The organism is Streptomyces sp. ISL-10 (genome assembly GCF_018614575.1).
Taxonomy (GTDB): Bacteria; Actinomycetota; Actinomycetes; order Streptomycetales; family Streptomycetaceae; genus Streptomyces.
In genome coordinates this window covers 1-15357 of record NZ_JAGGOJ010000009.1, presented here as the reverse complement: position 1 = coordinate 15357, position 15357 = coordinate 1, and the positions used below count along the sequence as shown (strand labels likewise).

Below are 15357 nucleotides of genomic sequence, written 5' to 3'. Positions count from 1 at the left end.
ACGACATCACACAGGCCCTAGTACGACCCGAGATTCACAAGCACTCAAGCGGGCTTAAGGTCGCATTCCCTCGGCCGCCAAGGTCGGCCTCGGCCTCCGCGACGGTCTCACGGACTCGGAAAAACCGATCGGCACCCGTCATCCCCAGAATCCGGCGCAGATGCTGCGGCACACAGGCCAATACCAATTCCACCCCGCTCACCCGAGCATGCCGGCCAGCCCTGAGCAGCACGTTCAACCCGGCCGAGTCGCAGAACGACACACCCGACAGATCCAGCACGAGGAACCGGTCGCGGCCGGCGAGCGCCTCCAGGAACCGCTCCCAGAAGAACGGAACGGTCACATAGTCCATCTCACCGCTGACCCTGACCACCACACAGCGGCCCACGACGGTCGTCTCGATCGCCGGATCACCTGCCACAACACTCTCCCAACCGTCTCTCCAGGAGACACCTGGCGGAACCTCGCCGAGCCTATCGACTCACCCGATAAGGGGGATATACCCAGCCCGCTGCCCGACAGCGCCGTACGGGTTGTACAGCCGGCCGCGCTCAAGCAACCGGCCGAGGCCCATTCGATTGCGTGCTCGCCGTCCGGCCGCAGTTCGATCAGGTCCCGGCGCATCCGGACTTGGTCGGCGATGACGATGGCGCCCTTGGCGTCGGGCTCCGGTGGCGAGGCGTTCGACGGTGGCCATGGCGGCGGGGACGGCCAAGGCGTCGCCCCATAGCGGTGCGACACCCCCGCGGCGGTCCACCACACTTTGATGCGGTTCGCCCACTCCACAGCGGTCAGCGACCCCCAGGGCCGAGGCCCAGATGGCTACACGGCGCATCTGCTGCCGCTCCCAGCGTTCGGCACCTCACGCATGGCGCTCCCTTGGCCGGCTGTGCCGCATTCCGGCGTCGGGGTTCAGAGTTTTCGGGTGTCCCGGGGTTCGACGTAGGGCTCTTCGTCGATGGGGTGACCGCTTTCGAGGGCGCGGCCGCGTTCGAGCTCGGCGTTGAATTCCAGGCCGAGCAGGATGGCGATGTTGGAGATCCACAGCCAGATCAGGAAGACGATGACGGCGGCCAGACTGCCGTACGTCCTGTCGTAGCTGGAGAAGTTCGCCACGTACAGCGCGAACAGAGCCGAGGCGATCAACCAGATGATGACGGCAAGGATGCTGCCGGGGCTGACCCATCGGAAGCCGCGTTTGACGTTGGGGGACGCCCAGTACAGCAGGGCGATGATCAGGCTGAACAGGATGATCATCACGGGCCATTTGGCGATGTTCCACACCGTGATGGCGGTGTCGCCCATGCCCAGGATCTGCCCGGTCTTCTGGGCGAGGGTACCGGTGAAGACGACGCCGATCGCCATGGCGGCCAGCAGCACGATGACCACGACGGTGATGGCCAGGCGGGTGGGGAGGGTCTTCCAGACGGGGCGTCCTTCGCCGATGCCGTAGACGGCGTTGGAGGCGCGCATGAACGCGGCGATGTAGCCGGAGGCCGACCACAGGGCGATCACGATGCCGATGATCAGGGCGATTGATGCCTTGCCCTGGCTGCTTTGCAGCTGGGTCAGCATGCTGTTCAAGATGTCGCGGACCGAGCCGGGGGCAAGGCTGCCGAGATTGTCGACCAGGGGTTTGATGGTGGAGCTGCCCAGCAGACCCAGAATGGAGACCAGGGCCAGCAGGGCGGGGAAGATGGACAGCACGCCGTAGTAGGTCAAAGCGGCCGCCCAGTCGGTCAGGTTGTCTTCCTTGAACTCCCTCACGGTGCGCTTGAGCACCCCGCCCCAGGACCGCTTGGGCATGTCCGTCGGCGCCTTGGGCGCCGGCCGCTCATCACGCCCGGTGCGGGAAGGGCCGCCCTCGCCGGGGCGGGAAGGCCCGTTCTCGTCTGCTCGGTTCCCAGCCATGGGACACCGCCTCTCCTCCTGTGCCACTGCGCAGGCCGGTAGGAGGAGGAACCCGGCCCGCCCAACGGCCGCTGCCGGCCTGACGGCCGTATCCATGTGATCTCAGTCAGGGGCCTGTTTGTCTGCGCGCTTCGTCGGCCACCTGCTGACCGGACTGCCGGGCCTGCTCGGTGACCTGTCCGGCCCGGTCGCGGGCCTGCTCGCCGGTGGTCCGGGCGGCGTCCGCGGCGGTGTCCTTGACCTGCTCGGCCGCCTGCTGAGCAGCCTGGGTGGCGTCCTCCTTCAGCTGCTGGGCCGAGTCCAGGGCCGCCTGCTTGACCGGCTCGATCGCCTCACCGGCCTGCTCGGAGATGCGGCCGACCGCCTGCTCCTCGGCCTGCGAGGTCGGCAGCAGGGAGGCGGCCAGCAGTCCGGCGCCGAAGGCAACCAGGCCCGCGGCCAGCGGATTGCCCTGCGTCTGCCGCATCACCTGCTCAGGCGCCTGCCTGACCGCCTCGCCCGTCTGCTCCGCGACCTGACGAGCAGTGTCCGCGGCCTGCCCAGCGTCCTCCTGCACCGACTGAGCGGCCTGCTGGGTTCGGCCTCGGGCCGTCCCGGCGGAGTCGGCCACGGTCCCCATGACGCGCTCACGAAGCCCCGACACCGCACCGCGCACCCGCTGCTGCCGCCGGCGCACCATGCGGACGGGGCTGGCCCGGTCGGCCAGGCGGTCCACGTCCTCGGCCAGCCGCTCCCTGGTCGAATCGATGTCGGCCCTCATTTGGTCGGGTGACGTGCCCATTGCGCATCCTCCTTCAAGCTCTCCACGGTCTGCTCCGGCTTCGGTGACACCTCACGCATCCGGGAACGGCCAGTCGCGTACAGCACGGCGCCGATCGCCGCCCACACAACAGTGATGATCAGAGCGGCCCAGCCGGCATCCATCACATTGGCCAAGCCCAACACCGCAGCCAGGGACAGGAAAAGGGCCACCATGTAGCCGGCGAACCCGGCCCCGCCGTACATCCCGGCGGCTTTGCCTGCCTTGGTCGCCTCCTCGCGGATCTCCGTCTTGGCGAGCTCGACTTCCTGACGGAACAGCGTCTGCACATCCGAGGTCACCGCCGACAGCAGTTCGCCGACCGAGCGGTCCTGACCCGCGCCTTCCTCGCCGCCCGTACCCGGTGACTGCGGCTGGATCGACGACATCTCACACCCCCGGATGAGCCGGATAGCCGGGCACCGACGGCAGTTCCGGCGGCGGCACCGGCGCCCCGGGAGGCAGCGGGCTGCTCTCCTCGCGTTCCAGGCCCTGCTGCGCACCGCCTCGATGGGCCGGCTGGGACGGTTGGCCTGTCTTGGCGCCGGCCTTGGCGAGCCTGCCGACCACCAGTCCGGCCAGTACCGCACCGCCCAGGAACGCGCCCGGCCGGCGGCGGGCGAAGTCCTGAAGATCACCTATCAGGCCGTCCACGCCGTTCTTGTCGAGGTAGTCCGCCGCACGACGGCCTCCGTCGGCCGCCTGGGCAGCAAGGCTGCGGGCCGGTGAGTCGTCCGGCGCGTTCTGCGCCAGCCCTGCAAGATCATCCGCCCACTGCCGCACCGTGCCGGCCACCCGCGCGGTCTGGCCCTGGGCCTCCGACCTCACCCGCTCACGCAGATCACGCACCACAGTGCCCGCCTGCTCCCGTGCCTCGCCGGCGACCGCCTTGGCCTGCTCGGCAGCCGTCCCGGCCACCTCACCGACCGCCTGACCTGCCTGGCCCGCCGTAGCCGACGCCTGCTCCTTCGCCGTCTGCCCGGTCTGCTGAACGCGTCCGGCATCACTCATAAGCCATTCCTCCTTCAGTTGCCGACGCCACACCCCGCCGTGTGGCGCCCTGCCCGGCACCCCCTGGTTGCCCGGCCCGCGGACACCAATCGACGGAACCGGCACTTCCGTATCGCTCTCCCGGCGGGTACCCCGCATGTCCCCGCCAAACAGCAGTCGGCCCCGCCGAAGATCCCGGCTCGGACGGTCTCATCGCGGGCGGGTCTCATGGCGTTAGTCAGTGCCCTCGCGCAGCTTGGGATAGAGGGGCTGAAGCCGTTTCCAGTGCTGCTCAAGGTGTTCTTCGATCTCACGCAGGGCCAGGTTGGCTTTCGGGTCGAGCATCCAGGCGTGCAGCTTCGCCACGCGGTCTCGCCGGGAAAGCGGGGGGCGACGGGGTGGGGGCTATGCGGCGCCACGGTGCCTTTGCGGTGCTGGCGCCGTGTCGCCGCCTGCGGCGCATCTCGGAGGTCGCCCACCAACGCGCCACCAGGGTTGCGGCGGTGACGGCCGCTGCAGCTACGGCATGCAGACCATGGGGGGAGGGCACTGTTCCTCCCTCGACAGCATCGGTGTTCTGTCACGGATGCGGTCCGGAGTCGGGTCAGCCGAGCCAGGCTCCGGTCAGGCGCCGGGTGGTGGCACCTGCCCGGTCGACGGCTGCTTTGACGACCGCGAAGACTGCGCCCTGCAGGGTGGCGGCGAGCAGGACCTCTTGCCAGGTGCGGTCTTCGTCGGTGGCGTCAGGGGCGTCCTCGTCGTGCCCCAGCATCTTCCAGGCTTGAACACCATGCCGGCCAGCAGGCCGCTGACGGCGCCCAGAGCCAGGCCGGCGGGCTTGTATGCGATCTTGGCGGGTTTCACCGGCGCTTCCTACAACCGCGCACGAACAGGAAGATGACCAGCGTGGCTGCGGCCGCGAGGAGCGCGATGCGGTTCTCCGGCGCGACGTGGACGCCGTGCCCGGCCTTGTCGAGTACCGGCTCGGGCGTCTTGTCCTTCACCAACTGCAGGGCCCGGGTGGTCGAGATGTGAACACCGAGGCCCGGCCGACGTTCTCGACGCCTCGCCGCCAACCATGCACGAGCTGGTTAGTTCGGGATCTTTCCCGAGCCTTTGCAGTAGTGGCAAGTTCGCCAGTAAGTGGGTTCGCTGGGGGATGCTCCCCGCCTCTGCCGCCGCAGCTCCCGCACCGACGCCATCCATACTTGCGCATACGACGCCGACGCGACGGTCCTCGAAACCACCAGTAGAGGATCACGGCCCAGAAGATCACAAAGAAAACCTCATCGCCGTTCGACACCCTTCTTGCCTACGCGGGCCAGGGTTGACCATCCAGGTGGCTTCCTGCGACGTACGCTGCTCCCCGTGATGCACAGCCGTCGGCCTGCATGATCGACGCGAGAAGATCGTGGGCCGCAAGCGCAGCATCATCACCGACACCCTCGGCGTGCTTCTCGCCGTGCTGGTCACCGCGGCTGGCGTCCAGGACTCCATCGCCGGCCGACAGCTCCTCGATCAGGCCGCCGCCGACCACCCCAGCCTGCGCAAGGTCTGGGTCGACGGAGGCTACCGCAAGCACTTCGTCGACCACGCCGCTGCCCTCGGCATCGACCTCGAAATCGCCCAACGCGCTCCCAGAATCAGGGAATTGACCCCGATCGCGAAGCGGTGGACGGTCCAGCCGAACTACGGCTGGCTCATGCTCCACCGCCACCTCACGAGCGACTACGAGACGCTTGCCGCCCGCTCCGAAGCCATGATTCATCTCGTCATGACCGACCTGATAGCCCGCCGCCTCGCCGGTGAGGCCACCATCTTCTGGCGCGACCCGACATGAACGGATCAAAGCCGCGTCTCGGGATGAAACAACGGGAGAAAACGATCTCTTAGCGCCCGGCGGGCCGGTCCTGTCGGCGCGGGCCGGCGGCCGGAATCGCCCGCCGCAGGTCGCCGTCATCACCGTAGGGGCTCCGGGGCGCAGGCGAGAGGTCACTTCGTCACCACATCCGGTCACACGTCCGCAAATGGGTGTTCCACCCCTTTCCGGCGCGACAGTGTCACGCCGGTGGGGAACGCATCGACGTTGACGCCGGAACCATCCGGCACAACGGCAGAAAGGAACCACGATGGAGACATCTGAGCTGGAGAGCAAGGTCCACAAGCTGGAGACGGCTCTGGCCGCACAGGAAGCATCCATGGCTGGAGCTCAAGCCACGCAGGCCGCGGCTCAGGCCGGGATGACCTCGACTTTCGCCGCTACGCAGACCGGGACGTGGGCGGTGATGGGCACCGGCAGCGCCGCGCTGCTGGTCGGCATCTTCCTCGGTATGGCCATCGCCAAGCGTTGACGGCCGTTCCCTCCCTACCGGGAACCGCCCACCTTGCTTCGCGCCACCTTCGTCGGACCCTGATCCCGCGGGGGTGGATCACTGCGAGGGGCTGCCCCCATGCAAGGGAGCACCATCAGCCTCGCACGAGGCTTTCCCCAGGTGTGGGGGACGGCGACCGTGCCGCCCGGCAATCACCCGTTTGCGAGTGCAGGTGAGGGAGAAATGGAATTCCAACCGCGACATGGCCTCCGGCTGGCTCCGGAAGCCTGAGCTCGTCGATGGCCGTGGCCCGGGATGAGGGCTGGGGTCTGCGGCGTATCGGGAACGCGGTCGGCTTGTCACAGGAGACGGTACGCGGCCGGCTGGCCCAGGCCGATGGCGTGGACAGGCGGCGGCAGTGAGTACGCCGGAGGAGTTCCGTGTGCTCACCCAAGTCACCGGCGGCCGGGCGGTGGTGGCTGCTGAGGGAGAGCTCGACCTGGCCACGGAGCCGCGTCTGCGTGACGCCTTGGACGACGCCCTGCTGCGGGCGCGCACCGGATCGTTGGCGAGACGGGCATCCCCACGCTGCTGCTTCGCGCGCAACGGTGTGCCTCACCAGCAGTCGGCTGACGATCTGCCATGGTGTGGTGTGCTCGGGCGGAGGCCGTCACACCCCCCGTCCGAGCACTTCCGCTGACCCCGCTCTCTGTGGGGCGCTTGCCTCGCGCGCCGTGCACACTGCCGTGCACAGAGCCACGGGTCCGAGGAGCGCCCCCGACCTGCTGACCTGGGAGAAACTGGGTGCGCCGGGCTGGGGCCCGGAAGCTCTCTCGCCTGCCTGCAACGGGTCACGATCGCGTGCACATCGAACTGCCGGACATCCACAACGGGCTGACCACCGCCTTTCTGGCCGCCTGCGTTGAGGCGGGCCGACCCCCGACCGACGCGCACCGCGCCCGCAACAGCACCGCGGCCTCCGCCACATCGAGCGCGCCTCCGCCCCTGGCCCGCTTCAACGCTCGCCACATCGCGTTCCCGGTCGGCCGAGCCACACTGGGTCCGCCCCGGTGACCGGTCATGCGTCGAGCGGACGCCGACGACCCGACGGGCCGAACCTGCCGTTCAGGCCGCTCAGGCGTTCGGCGTGTTCACGGCGTTCGGCACGTTCACCCTAATCAGCGCATTCACGCCATAACGGGTGGCGAAACCGCAAGTGAGGGAATCAATAGGCCGGTCTGTCCGACCGGCAGGCACCCACGGCGTTCCTCGCTCACGAAAGGTTCACAGCATGTCACTCATTGGCGGTAAAGCCTTCAAGGCATCAGTCGTCCCCGTCGCCGCTCTCGCCCTCACGCTGGGCGCGTCCTCCACCGCTCCGGCCGCGGCCATCGCGTCGCCTGCCGCCGCTTCGGCCGAGCAGCGGGTCGTCACACCACTCGAAGCGGCCATCGCGGCCGACGTGGAAGCCGTTCTCGAGAAGAACCTCGACGTGGACGTCACAGTAGGTGCCGTCGCGCGGGCCATCCTGGGCGGCAGCGTCGACATCCGGCTGACCGTCGTCACCAACACGCAAGTAGAGGCAGACGCCGCACTCGAGGCTGCCATCGCCGCTGAGATCGAATCCAGGATCGAAGCCACCCTCAAAAAGCGCCTCGCCCTCGCTTCGGACCTCGATGTCGCCGTCCGCGTCGACGGCGACATCAGCGTGGACATCGCGACCCTCTGACGCTTCTGCGGTCATGACGTTCGTTCGCCTCCGTCAGAGCCCGATGCTCGTCGAAGGATGAAAGCGGCGGCCCGAGTGCCGCATCGGCTCTCGCCCGATGGGCGCGAAGCAAGAGGGTTGTGGTGTACGAGCGGCTGGACCGCTGACCTGCTGGGTGCGCACCCGGACGCTGCCATGGAGGAGGAGCCAGGTGGGCGGCCGCTGAGGGATCACATGGAGTCGCGGGCCTGTCGGCGGGCTTCGTCAGCTACCTGCTGCCCCGATGCGCGGGTCTGCTCGGCGACCTGCCCTGCCTGGTCGCGGGCCTCCTCCGTGGTGGTCCTCGTGGCCTCGGCGGCGGTTGCCTTAACCTCCTGGGCTGCCTGCTGGGCGGCCTGAGTGGCGTCCTCTTTCAGTTGTTGCGCGGACTCGATGGCTGCCTGTTTGACCGGCTCGAGTGCTTCGTCGGCCTGCTCGGTGATCCGGGAGGCTGCCTGTTCCTCGGCCTGGGAGGTCGGAAGGAGAGAGGCGGTCAGTAGCCCGGCGCCGAAGGCAATCAGGCCTGCGGCCAGGGGGTTGCCCTGGGCCCGCCGCTTTCCCTGCTCAGGGGCCTGCCGGACCGCTTCGCCGGCCTGGCCGGCGACCTGCCGGGCGGTGTCAGTGGCCTGCCGGGCGAAGGCGGTGGCCTCCTCGGCCGCCTCCCGCGCAACGTCCGTCGCCTGCGCGGCGCCCTGCTGCACCGACTGCGTGGCCTGTTGCGTGCGGTCCCTGGCCTGCCCCGCCGCATCCGAAGCGGTGCCCATGACCCGCTCCCGAACCCCCGTCATCGCGCCGCGGACCCGGGCCGTGCGCCGACGTACCGCACGGCGGGGACTGGCCCGGTCGGCCAGCCGGTCCACGTCCTGGGACAGCTTCTCGCGGGTCGACTCGATGCCGGCCCTCACTTGGTCGGGTGACGTGCCCATTGCGCATCCTCCTTCAGCCTCTCCACGGTCTGCTCCGGCTTCGGCGACACTTCCCGCATCCACGAGCGGCCCATGACGTAGAGCACCGCTCCGATCACCGCCCACACCGCGGCGACGATCAGCGCGGCCCAGCCGGCGTCCATCACGTTGGCCAGGCCGAACAACGCTGCCAGCGACACAAAAAGGGCCACCATGTACCCGGAGAAGCCGGCCCCTCCGTACATTCCGGCGGCCTTGCCCGCCTTGGTGGCCTCCTGGCGGACCTCGGCCTTGGCCAGCTCCACCTCCTGCCGGAACAGCTCCTGAACATCCGAAGTCACCTTCGACAGCAATTCGCCGACCGACTCGTCCGACCCGCGCGGCTCCGGTGACCGCGGGGAGATCGACGCCATCTCACACCCCCGGAGGAACCGGCTTCTCAGGCGGCATACCGGCCTCGGGCAAACCAGGGGGGAGGTCCTCACCGCCGGCCGGACCCAACCGCTGCGGCTGCGGCTGCTGAGAGGCCTGACCTGCCGTGGCCAGCCTTGGCCAGCCTGCCGACAACGAATCCCGTCAGCGCCGCTGACCCGAGGAACAGAGCGGGCCGGCGGCGCGCGAAACCCTGCAAGTCTTCCAACAGGCCCCCCACACCGTTCTTCTCCAGATAGTCGGCCGCCCGGTGCCCGCCATCGGCCGCCTGCGACACCAGGGAGCGAGCCGGGGAACCATCAGACGCGTTCTGCGCCAGACCGCCCAGGTCATCCGCCCACTGCCGCAACGTTCCAGCAGCCCTCCGGGCCTGTCCCTCCGCGTCGCTCGTCACACATCTCCGCAGGTCACGCACCATCGTGCCGGTTTGCTCCCGCACCTCACCGACCACCGTCCGGGCCTGCTCCGCAGCGGTACCGGCCACCTCACCAGCCGCCTGCCTGACCTGGCCCGTCGTGGCCGACGCCTGCTCCTTCGCCGCCTGCCCGGCCTGCTGAACATGTCCTGCGTCACTCATAAGCCACTCCTCCTCGCTGTGGAACGCCGCCCCGGCTGCGCGGCGAGCCCGGACGCCGCTCCACCCTCATCGGTGCCACGACTCGACCCCCAGATCAGGAGACCCCCGACCAGGACCTCGGGCAGCAGGAACCTGTAGTTCCACAGTCACCCGAACAGAGCAGCCCCGCATGTTCAGATCGAACCTCGATGCCGGCGCAGGTCTTGTTGGTGCGGCCGACTCGCGCGTGCATCCGGGCGACCGACGACGGCTTGTGTGTCGGCCACACAGCCGCTTCGAAGGGTGGTGAGGTCCGGGGTGCTGCAGATCGAAGCCGGTGACGCGCCTCGCGGGTAGTGTCCGTCCGTGACGGTTGACGGCCGGGCACCCGGCGGCCACCCAGCACCGCACGTACGGCCTGCCTTCGACTGGGTCTGTCTGTTTCGCCATCAATTCAGGTGGTCCCGGGTCTGCTGACTGTGGCCGTCATACCAATGAGTCAGCATGTGGAGGCAACGTGAGTGAGGGTCTTCTATTCTGAGCGGTTGCTGTCCTGCGTGCCGGCCTCGACGCAGCGGGGCTCGAGCGGCCGGTTGGCAGGGCCTTGGACCACCGTGCCGTCGGTGGCGAACCGGGAGCCGTGGCAAGGGCATTCCCAGGCGCGCTCGGCATCGTTGAAATGGACGATGCAACCGAGGTGGGAGCACCGTGCGGACACGGCATGGACGGCGCCGTCCTCGTCGCGGTAGACCGCGCAGCGTCGTCCGTCGACGCGTACGACGGCGCCTGTGCCGGGAGCGATGTCCTCGACGCTGTCGGCATGGGCGACAGGAAGCCGGTCACCGACGAAGTGCCTGACGACCGACGCTTGCAACTTGAGGAGAGAAGCTGCCTCCCTCACGGGATGCAGGCGCCGCGGGTCGTACAAACCGCTCCAGGGTAGTTCCTGGCCGGTGATGAGCGCGGTGATGAGGCGGCCGGACATGATGCCGTTGCTCATGCCCCATGCGCCGTAGCCGGTTGCCACGTAGACGTGCTTCGCACCTGGATGGAAACGTCCGACGTACGGCACCCGGTCGGTGGTCGTGTTGTCCTGCGCGGCCCACCGGTATGTGATCGATGCTCCGGGGAAGCGGTCTTGCGTCCACGCGGCGAGTTGCTCGTACCGCTGGCTCACGTCACCGACACCCGGCTTGAACTTCTCCCCCGTGACGATGAGCAGCCGCTGCCCCATGCGATACGGGGCGGTCCGTACCGACCGGGTGTTCTGCTCCTGTGTGAGGTACATCCCCTGTGGGTCGCGGTCGGCCGGGATCGACGCTGCGATGACGAGCTCGCGACTCGGTTCGAGGCGGGAGAACAGCATCGCGCGGTCGAATACCGGGTAGTGCGTGGCGACGACGACGTCGCGGGCAGTGACCGTTGCCCCGCCTTCGGTGGTGAGCCGGCACGGCTCGCCCTCATGGAGGGAGACGACGCGTGTGCGTTCGTAGATGTGTCCGCCGCGGGCAAGCAGGTCGGCGGTGAGCGCGAGCAGGTATTTGCGCGGGTGGAACTGCGCTTGCTCGTCGATGCGGACCGCTCCCGCGACGGGGTACGGCAGGCCCGTCTCCGTGACGAATGAAGCCGGAAGACCCGCCTCGCGCGCGGCCTCGGCCTCTGCCTGTATTTGGTCAACCTGCTCCGCGGATTCCGCGTAGGCGTACGACGGAAGACGCTCCAGCTCGCAGTCGATCCCCAGCTGCGCAGACACCTCGGCGACGTGCTCGACCGCCTCCTGCTGCGAGCGCGCGTACAGTCGCGCACCTTCCGCTCCAAGTGACTTGTGCAGATGGGAATAGATGAGTCCGTGCTGAGATGAGAGCTTCGCGGTGGTGTATCCCGTCACGCCTGCGGCGATGCGGTCAGCCTCCAGGAGGACGACGCTGCGACCGGTTCCGGCCAGTTCCCACGCGGTGCAGATGCCGGCGATGCCGCCGCCGACCACAGCCACGTCGACTTCGAGACCGGCTGCCAAGGCGGGATGGTGAGCACCTGCTTCGGACTTCATCCAGTACGACTCATAGCTGCCGGGCAGTTGCATCATGCGGCGCTCACCATCCCTTATCGTGTCGCGCAGTCGCTATCACAGTCGCGGCTGCACGGCCATCTCGGCACAGCACTGCGTCCCTCCCCACTTCGGCCGTCACTCCAGCAGGCCGGAGGGGCAAGTACTCGCGGCTGGGTACCCCGCGGCATTCGCGCCAAACCGCCGCCTGCGCTGCCGCGTCGCACACATCGCGCCACGCTCACCAGTCGGGTAGCACGCGGTCGGGAAGTCGGTAACCGGGCAGGAGCCCGCAGTGGCCACCGTCCCCGTGAAGGACCGGATACAGCTCAAGCCCGACGGTCCGCCACTTCGTCCGCGCCTGTCGGCGGCGGGCGGCGTCGTCGGCCGGGTCTGCCGGTCCGTGCCGGACGGCGGGCCACCGGCGGCGACACCCCCACAAAAGCGACATGGCGCGAACTTCCGCCGACTCCGAGGACACCCCGGCCACTCTCAGCAGCGGCCGCTCCTATACCGACCTGACCGGCACCGACGACCCCGGCATGGAACTCGTCGAGGACTTGCAATCCCTTGCCCCGCTCCTCGCCGAACTGGACGACCGGGAGCGCACCATCGTGGAACTGAGGTTCGGCCAGGAGATGACCCAGGCCCAGATCGGTACCCGACTCGACCTCTCCCAGAGCACGTCTCCCGCCTGCTGACCCGCATCCTGAAGAAACTGCGCAGCGGCATGCTCAGCCAACTCTGACCAGACCGCTCCCAGCTTGTCTCTGTTCACACTGCAGGCTCGGGAACGACGGTGGCGGCGATCCGTGAGCTCGATTTCGCGTCCTTCACGGAATGAACCGCTCCGAGATCGGTGGAGGCTCTATGCGTTGGGCCGCCGGGACCAATCACTCCGAAGTCGTCCCCCACCTGGTGACGCCCGGCTGGCACGAGATCGGCGCGGTGGCCGACTTCCCCGTGGGACAGGCAGTCCGGCGCCATATCGACGACGTGAGTGTGCTGGTCGTCCGCGAGAGCGGCAACACCGTTCATGTTCTGGGCCGACAGGTGCAGCCACATGGGTGGCCCTCTTACGGATGGTGTCGTCGCGGACGGCTGTGTTCAGTGCCCGTGGCACGGGAGCGTCTTCCGTCTTGCCGACGGCTGGAACGTCCGCGGCCCGGCCACGGCACCGCAGCCAGCCTTCGACACGCGCATCACGGACGGCCACGTCGAAGCGTGCTTGCGCCTTGACGAAACGAGAGCCGGAAAGGCAGAGGATGCCGCCTGACACCAGCGCGGAGCCGCTGTCACCGGGACGGGTGTCTCGCAGGTGGACAGGGACATGGCCGTCGATGACCTGGGTACCGGGAGGTCATGGCATCGTTGGAGCCGGAGGAGAAGGTGAGACTGCCCGTCCTGCGAATGGGTTGGTGTAGGCAGGCTTTCGTGCACTGGCCCTTCGACCCTGCCGCGGTCCAGAGGCTCCTCCCGAGAGGCCTGATAGTCGAGGAGTACGAAGGACGGGCGTGGGTCAGCCTCACGCCGTTCGTCATGGCGGGAGTACGGCCCGCAGTCCTGCCGGCCCTGCAAGTGACAGGTCGGCTGACCACGTTTCCCGAGACCAATCTGCGTACCTATGTGCGCGGCCCGGACGGTCGGGACGGACTGTGGTTCTTGTCCGTCGAGGCAGGCAGCGCCGCCATAAGCGTGATCATTCGGGCGGGTACAGGGGCCCCGTACCACTTGGGAGACCTGAGCGTCAGCGAGCATGCCGCGGTGCTGGCCTATGCCGGGTGCCGGCGCGGTGGCGAGCCGGCATACCGTCTGCGGATCCGTCCCGGCGCGCCACTCGAGCCGTCCGCGCTGGAGGTGTGCCTCACATCCCATTGGCGCGTGTACTCGCGGCACTGCGGCGTACTGCTGGAGACTCCGGTGTGGCACGAGCCGTGGCCGCTGCACACCGCGGCGGTCGAGGAATTCGCCCAGACGCTCACGACGGCAGCAGGTCTGCCCCACTCGAGCGCCGAACCGATCGTTCACTACTCCCCCGGAGTCCACCAGGTACGCGTTGGTATTCCTCGGCCGGCCGTCTGCCGGCGGCCCACCGGCCGATCTGATGCCGGGAAAGCGCACCGCTAACCCCGGGCCGCGTACGGCAGGAACCTGTGTTTTCGGCTGGGTGAATGAGAGCCACTGGGGCGGCGGTTTCGGGAGCCACCTTGCTGTGAAGCCACTAGCGTGGTGAACCCGGGCCCTGCCGTCCGTGTCCCTGACAGGCGCGGCGCGGAAGAGCCCGGCGCTCGTTCAGTCGGCTGGCGGTGTCTTCGGCTTGTGGTGAATGTCGGGATCCCGGGTCGTCTTCGTCGCTCCCCAGCGTGCGGCTGCTTCGATTTGCAGCAAGTTGAGCCCCGTTTCCCTGGTGAGTTGTTCCTGGTTGAGCTGTAGCGGATGCTGAGCCGACTGGGCGCGGTCGATCTTCATGGCCCAGAGTTCTTCGTTCACGAACGGCCGCTGGCGGTAATACTGCTGCATGTCTGCCAGGTGCTTGATGCCGCAGGCGACGATGGGGCGCCAGCCGTCGAGCTCTCGGTCGACAGGGTCGGCCCAGGAGGAGTCAGGGACACGACCGTAGGCCGCTTCGCCGGCGGGGATCGCCCGGCGACACAGGTCGCAGATGTCGGGCAGGGCCGGGTCGTCGGTCTGAAGGCTGTCGTTCATCACCGGCTCCCACGTGCCTCGGTGATCCGGAACCGGTAGGACTCGGTGCCGGTGTGAATGAGGGTGCAGCGGAAGGGGATCTGGTCGGCGATGGCCGCGCAGAGCCGCGGGTCGCCGAAGGGCTTGTCCCACTCGGGGAACGGAGAGTTCGTCGCGACCGCGGTCGCCTTGCACTCCTCGCGCTCGGTGAAGATCTGGAACAGCAACTTGGCGCCCTTCTTGTCTAGGTTCAGGTAGCCGAACTCGTCAAGACACAGCAGATCGACCTTGCTGTAACGGGCGATCACCGAGGACAGTCGGCGTCCGGCCTCGGCCTCGGCCAGCTCGTTCACCAGGGCCGAGGTGCTGGTGTAGCGGACGGACAGGCCGGCCTCGGCGATCGCGGTGCCGACCGCGATCAGCAGCTGGGACTTGCCGGTGCCCGAGTCACCGATCAGGACCAGGGTGCGGCCCCGCTGGACCCAGTACGGGGACTTCAGGTCCGCGACCCGCCTTCCGCGAGCGGTTCATCGAGCTGGCCACCGCGGCCCGTCGCGAGCAGGCCACCTACAAGCAGTTCCTCCTGGACCTGCTCCAGGTCGAGATCGCCGACCGCGACGTCCGTCGCAGCCGCAGGTCCCGGCAGGCTTCGTCGATCAGCGCGTCCTCCCTCGCCACCGTGTTCCGCGACACCCGATACCGCTTCGCCAGCGACCGTCGGATCCAGCCGCTTGTCCCGGCGGATCCGCTCAAAGATCCACCCACGTGACCTGTACACGCCGGTCTCCTGACACGACCGTACGCAACAAGCACAGCCTGAGCGGCCCAACAGCCCAAAGGCCCCATTACGCCAACAGTGGCATGCCCCCGACCATCACACCGGGTGGCTCCCAAACTCGCCGCCCAAACCAGCGGCTCCCGAAACCACCGCCACACTGGCTCCTACACCCCGCTAGGGCCTGTGTGATGTCGT

General features: G+C 68.4%; 15 protein-coding genes and 5 pseudogenes. 6 read left to right on the top strand and 14 right to left on the bottom strand.

The genetic code is table 11. The annotated features are described in order from the left end of the window. Window positions 1-34: 34 nt before the first annotated feature. The 8 genes and pseudogenes from J7E88_RS10505 to J7E88_RS10475 form a co-directional block, all read right to left on the bottom strand. Window positions 35-421, bottom strand: a complete 387-nt coding sequence (locus tag J7E88_RS10505; protein ID WP_215179523.1) for an STAS domain-containing protein — start codon at window positions 419-421, stop codon at window positions 35-37. 491 nt (window positions 422-912) lie between these two features. Then, on the bottom strand, window positions 913-1806 hold the full coding sequence (locus J7E88_RS10500) for a YihY/virulence factor BrkB family protein (protein WP_215179522.1): 894 nt from the start codon (window positions 1804-1806) through the stop codon (window positions 913-915). Window positions 1807-2017: 211 nt separating this feature from the next. Further along, window positions 2018-2692, bottom strand: coding sequence for a DUF3618 domain-containing protein (locus tag J7E88_RS10495; RefSeq protein ID WP_215179520.1), 675 nt, complete (start codon window positions 2690-2692; stop codon window positions 2018-2020). Next, complete coding sequence (locus J7E88_RS10490; protein ID WP_215179518.1) at window positions 2668-3099, bottom strand: phage holin family protein; 432 nt, start codon at window positions 3097-3099, stop codon at window positions 2668-2670. The genes J7E88_RS10495 and J7E88_RS10490 overlap by 25 nt, the downstream gene beginning before the upstream one ends. A 1-nt stretch (window position 3100) precedes the next feature. Then, window positions 3101-3721, bottom strand: a complete 621-nt coding sequence (locus tag J7E88_RS35720; protein ID WP_251022427.1) for a hypothetical protein — start codon at window positions 3719-3721, stop codon at window positions 3101-3103. A gap of 213 nt (window positions 3722-3934) precedes the next feature. Beyond that, window positions 3935-4066 (bottom strand): hypothetical protein, encoded by a 132-nt coding sequence (locus J7E88_RS36735; protein WP_285427529.1) that lies wholly within the window; start codon window positions 4064-4066, stop codon window positions 3935-3937. Window positions 4067-4304: 238 nt separating this feature from the next. Continuing rightward, window positions 4305-4564 (bottom strand): annotated as a pseudogene (locus J7E88_RS10480) (DUF4235 domain-containing protein). After that, window positions 4561-4704, bottom strand: a complete 144-nt coding sequence (locus J7E88_RS10475) for a hypothetical protein (protein WP_215179517.1) — start codon at window positions 4702-4704, stop codon at window positions 4561-4563. The pseudogene J7E88_RS10480 and the gene J7E88_RS10475 overlap by 4 nt, the downstream one beginning before the upstream one ends. A gap of 389 nt (window positions 4705-5093) precedes the next feature. On the opposite strand from J7E88_RS10475, the pseudogene J7E88_RS10470 reads away from it, so the two are divergent. The 3 genes and pseudogenes from J7E88_RS10470 to J7E88_RS10460 form a co-directional block, all read left to right on the top strand. Then, window positions 5094-5540: pseudogene (locus tag J7E88_RS10470) on the top strand (transposase); the annotation flags it as partial. 289 nt (window positions 5541-5829) lie between these two features. Further along, entirely contained in the window at window positions 5830-6051 is a 222-nt protein-coding gene (locus J7E88_RS10465; protein ID WP_215179516.1) for a hypothetical protein, read from the top strand. 1252 nt (window positions 6052-7303) lie between these two features. After that, window positions 7304-7741 carry a hypothetical protein gene (locus J7E88_RS10460; RefSeq protein ID WP_215179515.1) on the top strand — a complete coding sequence of 146 codons (438 nt, stop codon included), beginning with the start codon at window positions 7304-7306 and terminating at the stop codon, window positions 7739-7741. A gap of 209 nt (window positions 7742-7950) precedes the next feature. On the opposite strand, the gene J7E88_RS10455 is transcribed toward J7E88_RS10460, so the two are convergent. The 4 genes from J7E88_RS10455 to J7E88_RS10440 form a co-directional block, all read right to left on the bottom strand. Next, window positions 7951-8685: a DUF3618 domain-containing protein gene (locus J7E88_RS10455; RefSeq protein ID WP_215179514.1), complete on the bottom strand. Its 735-nt coding sequence runs from the start codon at window positions 8683-8685 to the stop codon at window positions 7951-7953. Next, window positions 8661-9077 carry a phage holin family protein gene (locus J7E88_RS10450; protein ID WP_215179513.1) on the bottom strand — a complete coding sequence of 139 codons (417 nt, stop codon included), beginning with the start codon at window positions 9075-9077 and terminating at the stop codon, window positions 8661-8663. Before J7E88_RS10450 ends, J7E88_RS10455 begins: the two co-directional genes overlap by 25 nt. A 68-nt stretch (window positions 9078-9145) precedes the next feature. Continuing rightward, window positions 9146-9673, bottom strand: a complete 528-nt coding sequence (locus J7E88_RS10445; protein ID WP_215179512.1) for a hypothetical protein — start codon at window positions 9671-9673, stop codon at window positions 9146-9148. Between the two features lie 511 nt (window positions 9674-10184). Continuing rightward, a complete protein-coding gene (locus tag J7E88_RS10440) occupies window positions 10185-11738 on the bottom strand; it encodes an FAD-dependent oxidoreductase (RefSeq protein WP_215179511.1) in 1554 nt (517 codons plus the stop codon). Window positions 11739-12160: 422 nt separating this feature from the next. On the opposite strand from J7E88_RS10440, the pseudogene J7E88_RS10435 reads away from it, so the two are divergent. The 3 genes and pseudogenes from J7E88_RS10435 to J7E88_RS10425 all read left to right on the top strand — a co-directional run. After that, window positions 12161-12447 (top strand): annotated as a pseudogene (locus J7E88_RS10435) (sigma-70 family RNA polymerase sigma factor); the annotation flags it as partial. A 125-nt stretch (window positions 12448-12572) separates the two neighbouring features. Further along, window positions 12573-12975: pseudogene (locus J7E88_RS10430) on the top strand (Rieske (2Fe-2S) protein); the annotation flags it as partial. Between the two features lie 86 nt (window positions 12976-13061). Continuing rightward, window positions 13062-13826 carry a YqjF family protein gene (locus tag J7E88_RS10425; protein ID WP_215179509.1) on the top strand — a complete coding sequence of 255 codons (765 nt, stop codon included), beginning with the start codon at window positions 13062-13064 and terminating at the stop codon, window positions 13824-13826. A gap of 165 nt (window positions 13827-13991) precedes the next feature. Here the strand turns inward: J7E88_RS10425 and J7E88_RS10420 are convergent, their stop codons facing one another. Continuing rightward, window positions 13992-14405 carry a hypothetical protein gene (locus tag J7E88_RS10420; protein ID WP_215179507.1) on the bottom strand — a complete coding sequence of 138 codons (414 nt, stop codon included), beginning with the start codon at window positions 14403-14405 and terminating at the stop codon, window positions 13992-13994. Continuing rightward, a pseudogene (locus J7E88_RS10415) lies at window positions 14405-14890 on the bottom strand (ATP-binding protein); the annotation flags it as partial. The pseudogene J7E88_RS10415 and the gene J7E88_RS10420, both read right to left, overlap by 1 nt. Between the last annotated feature and the right edge of the window lie 467 nt (window positions 14891-15357).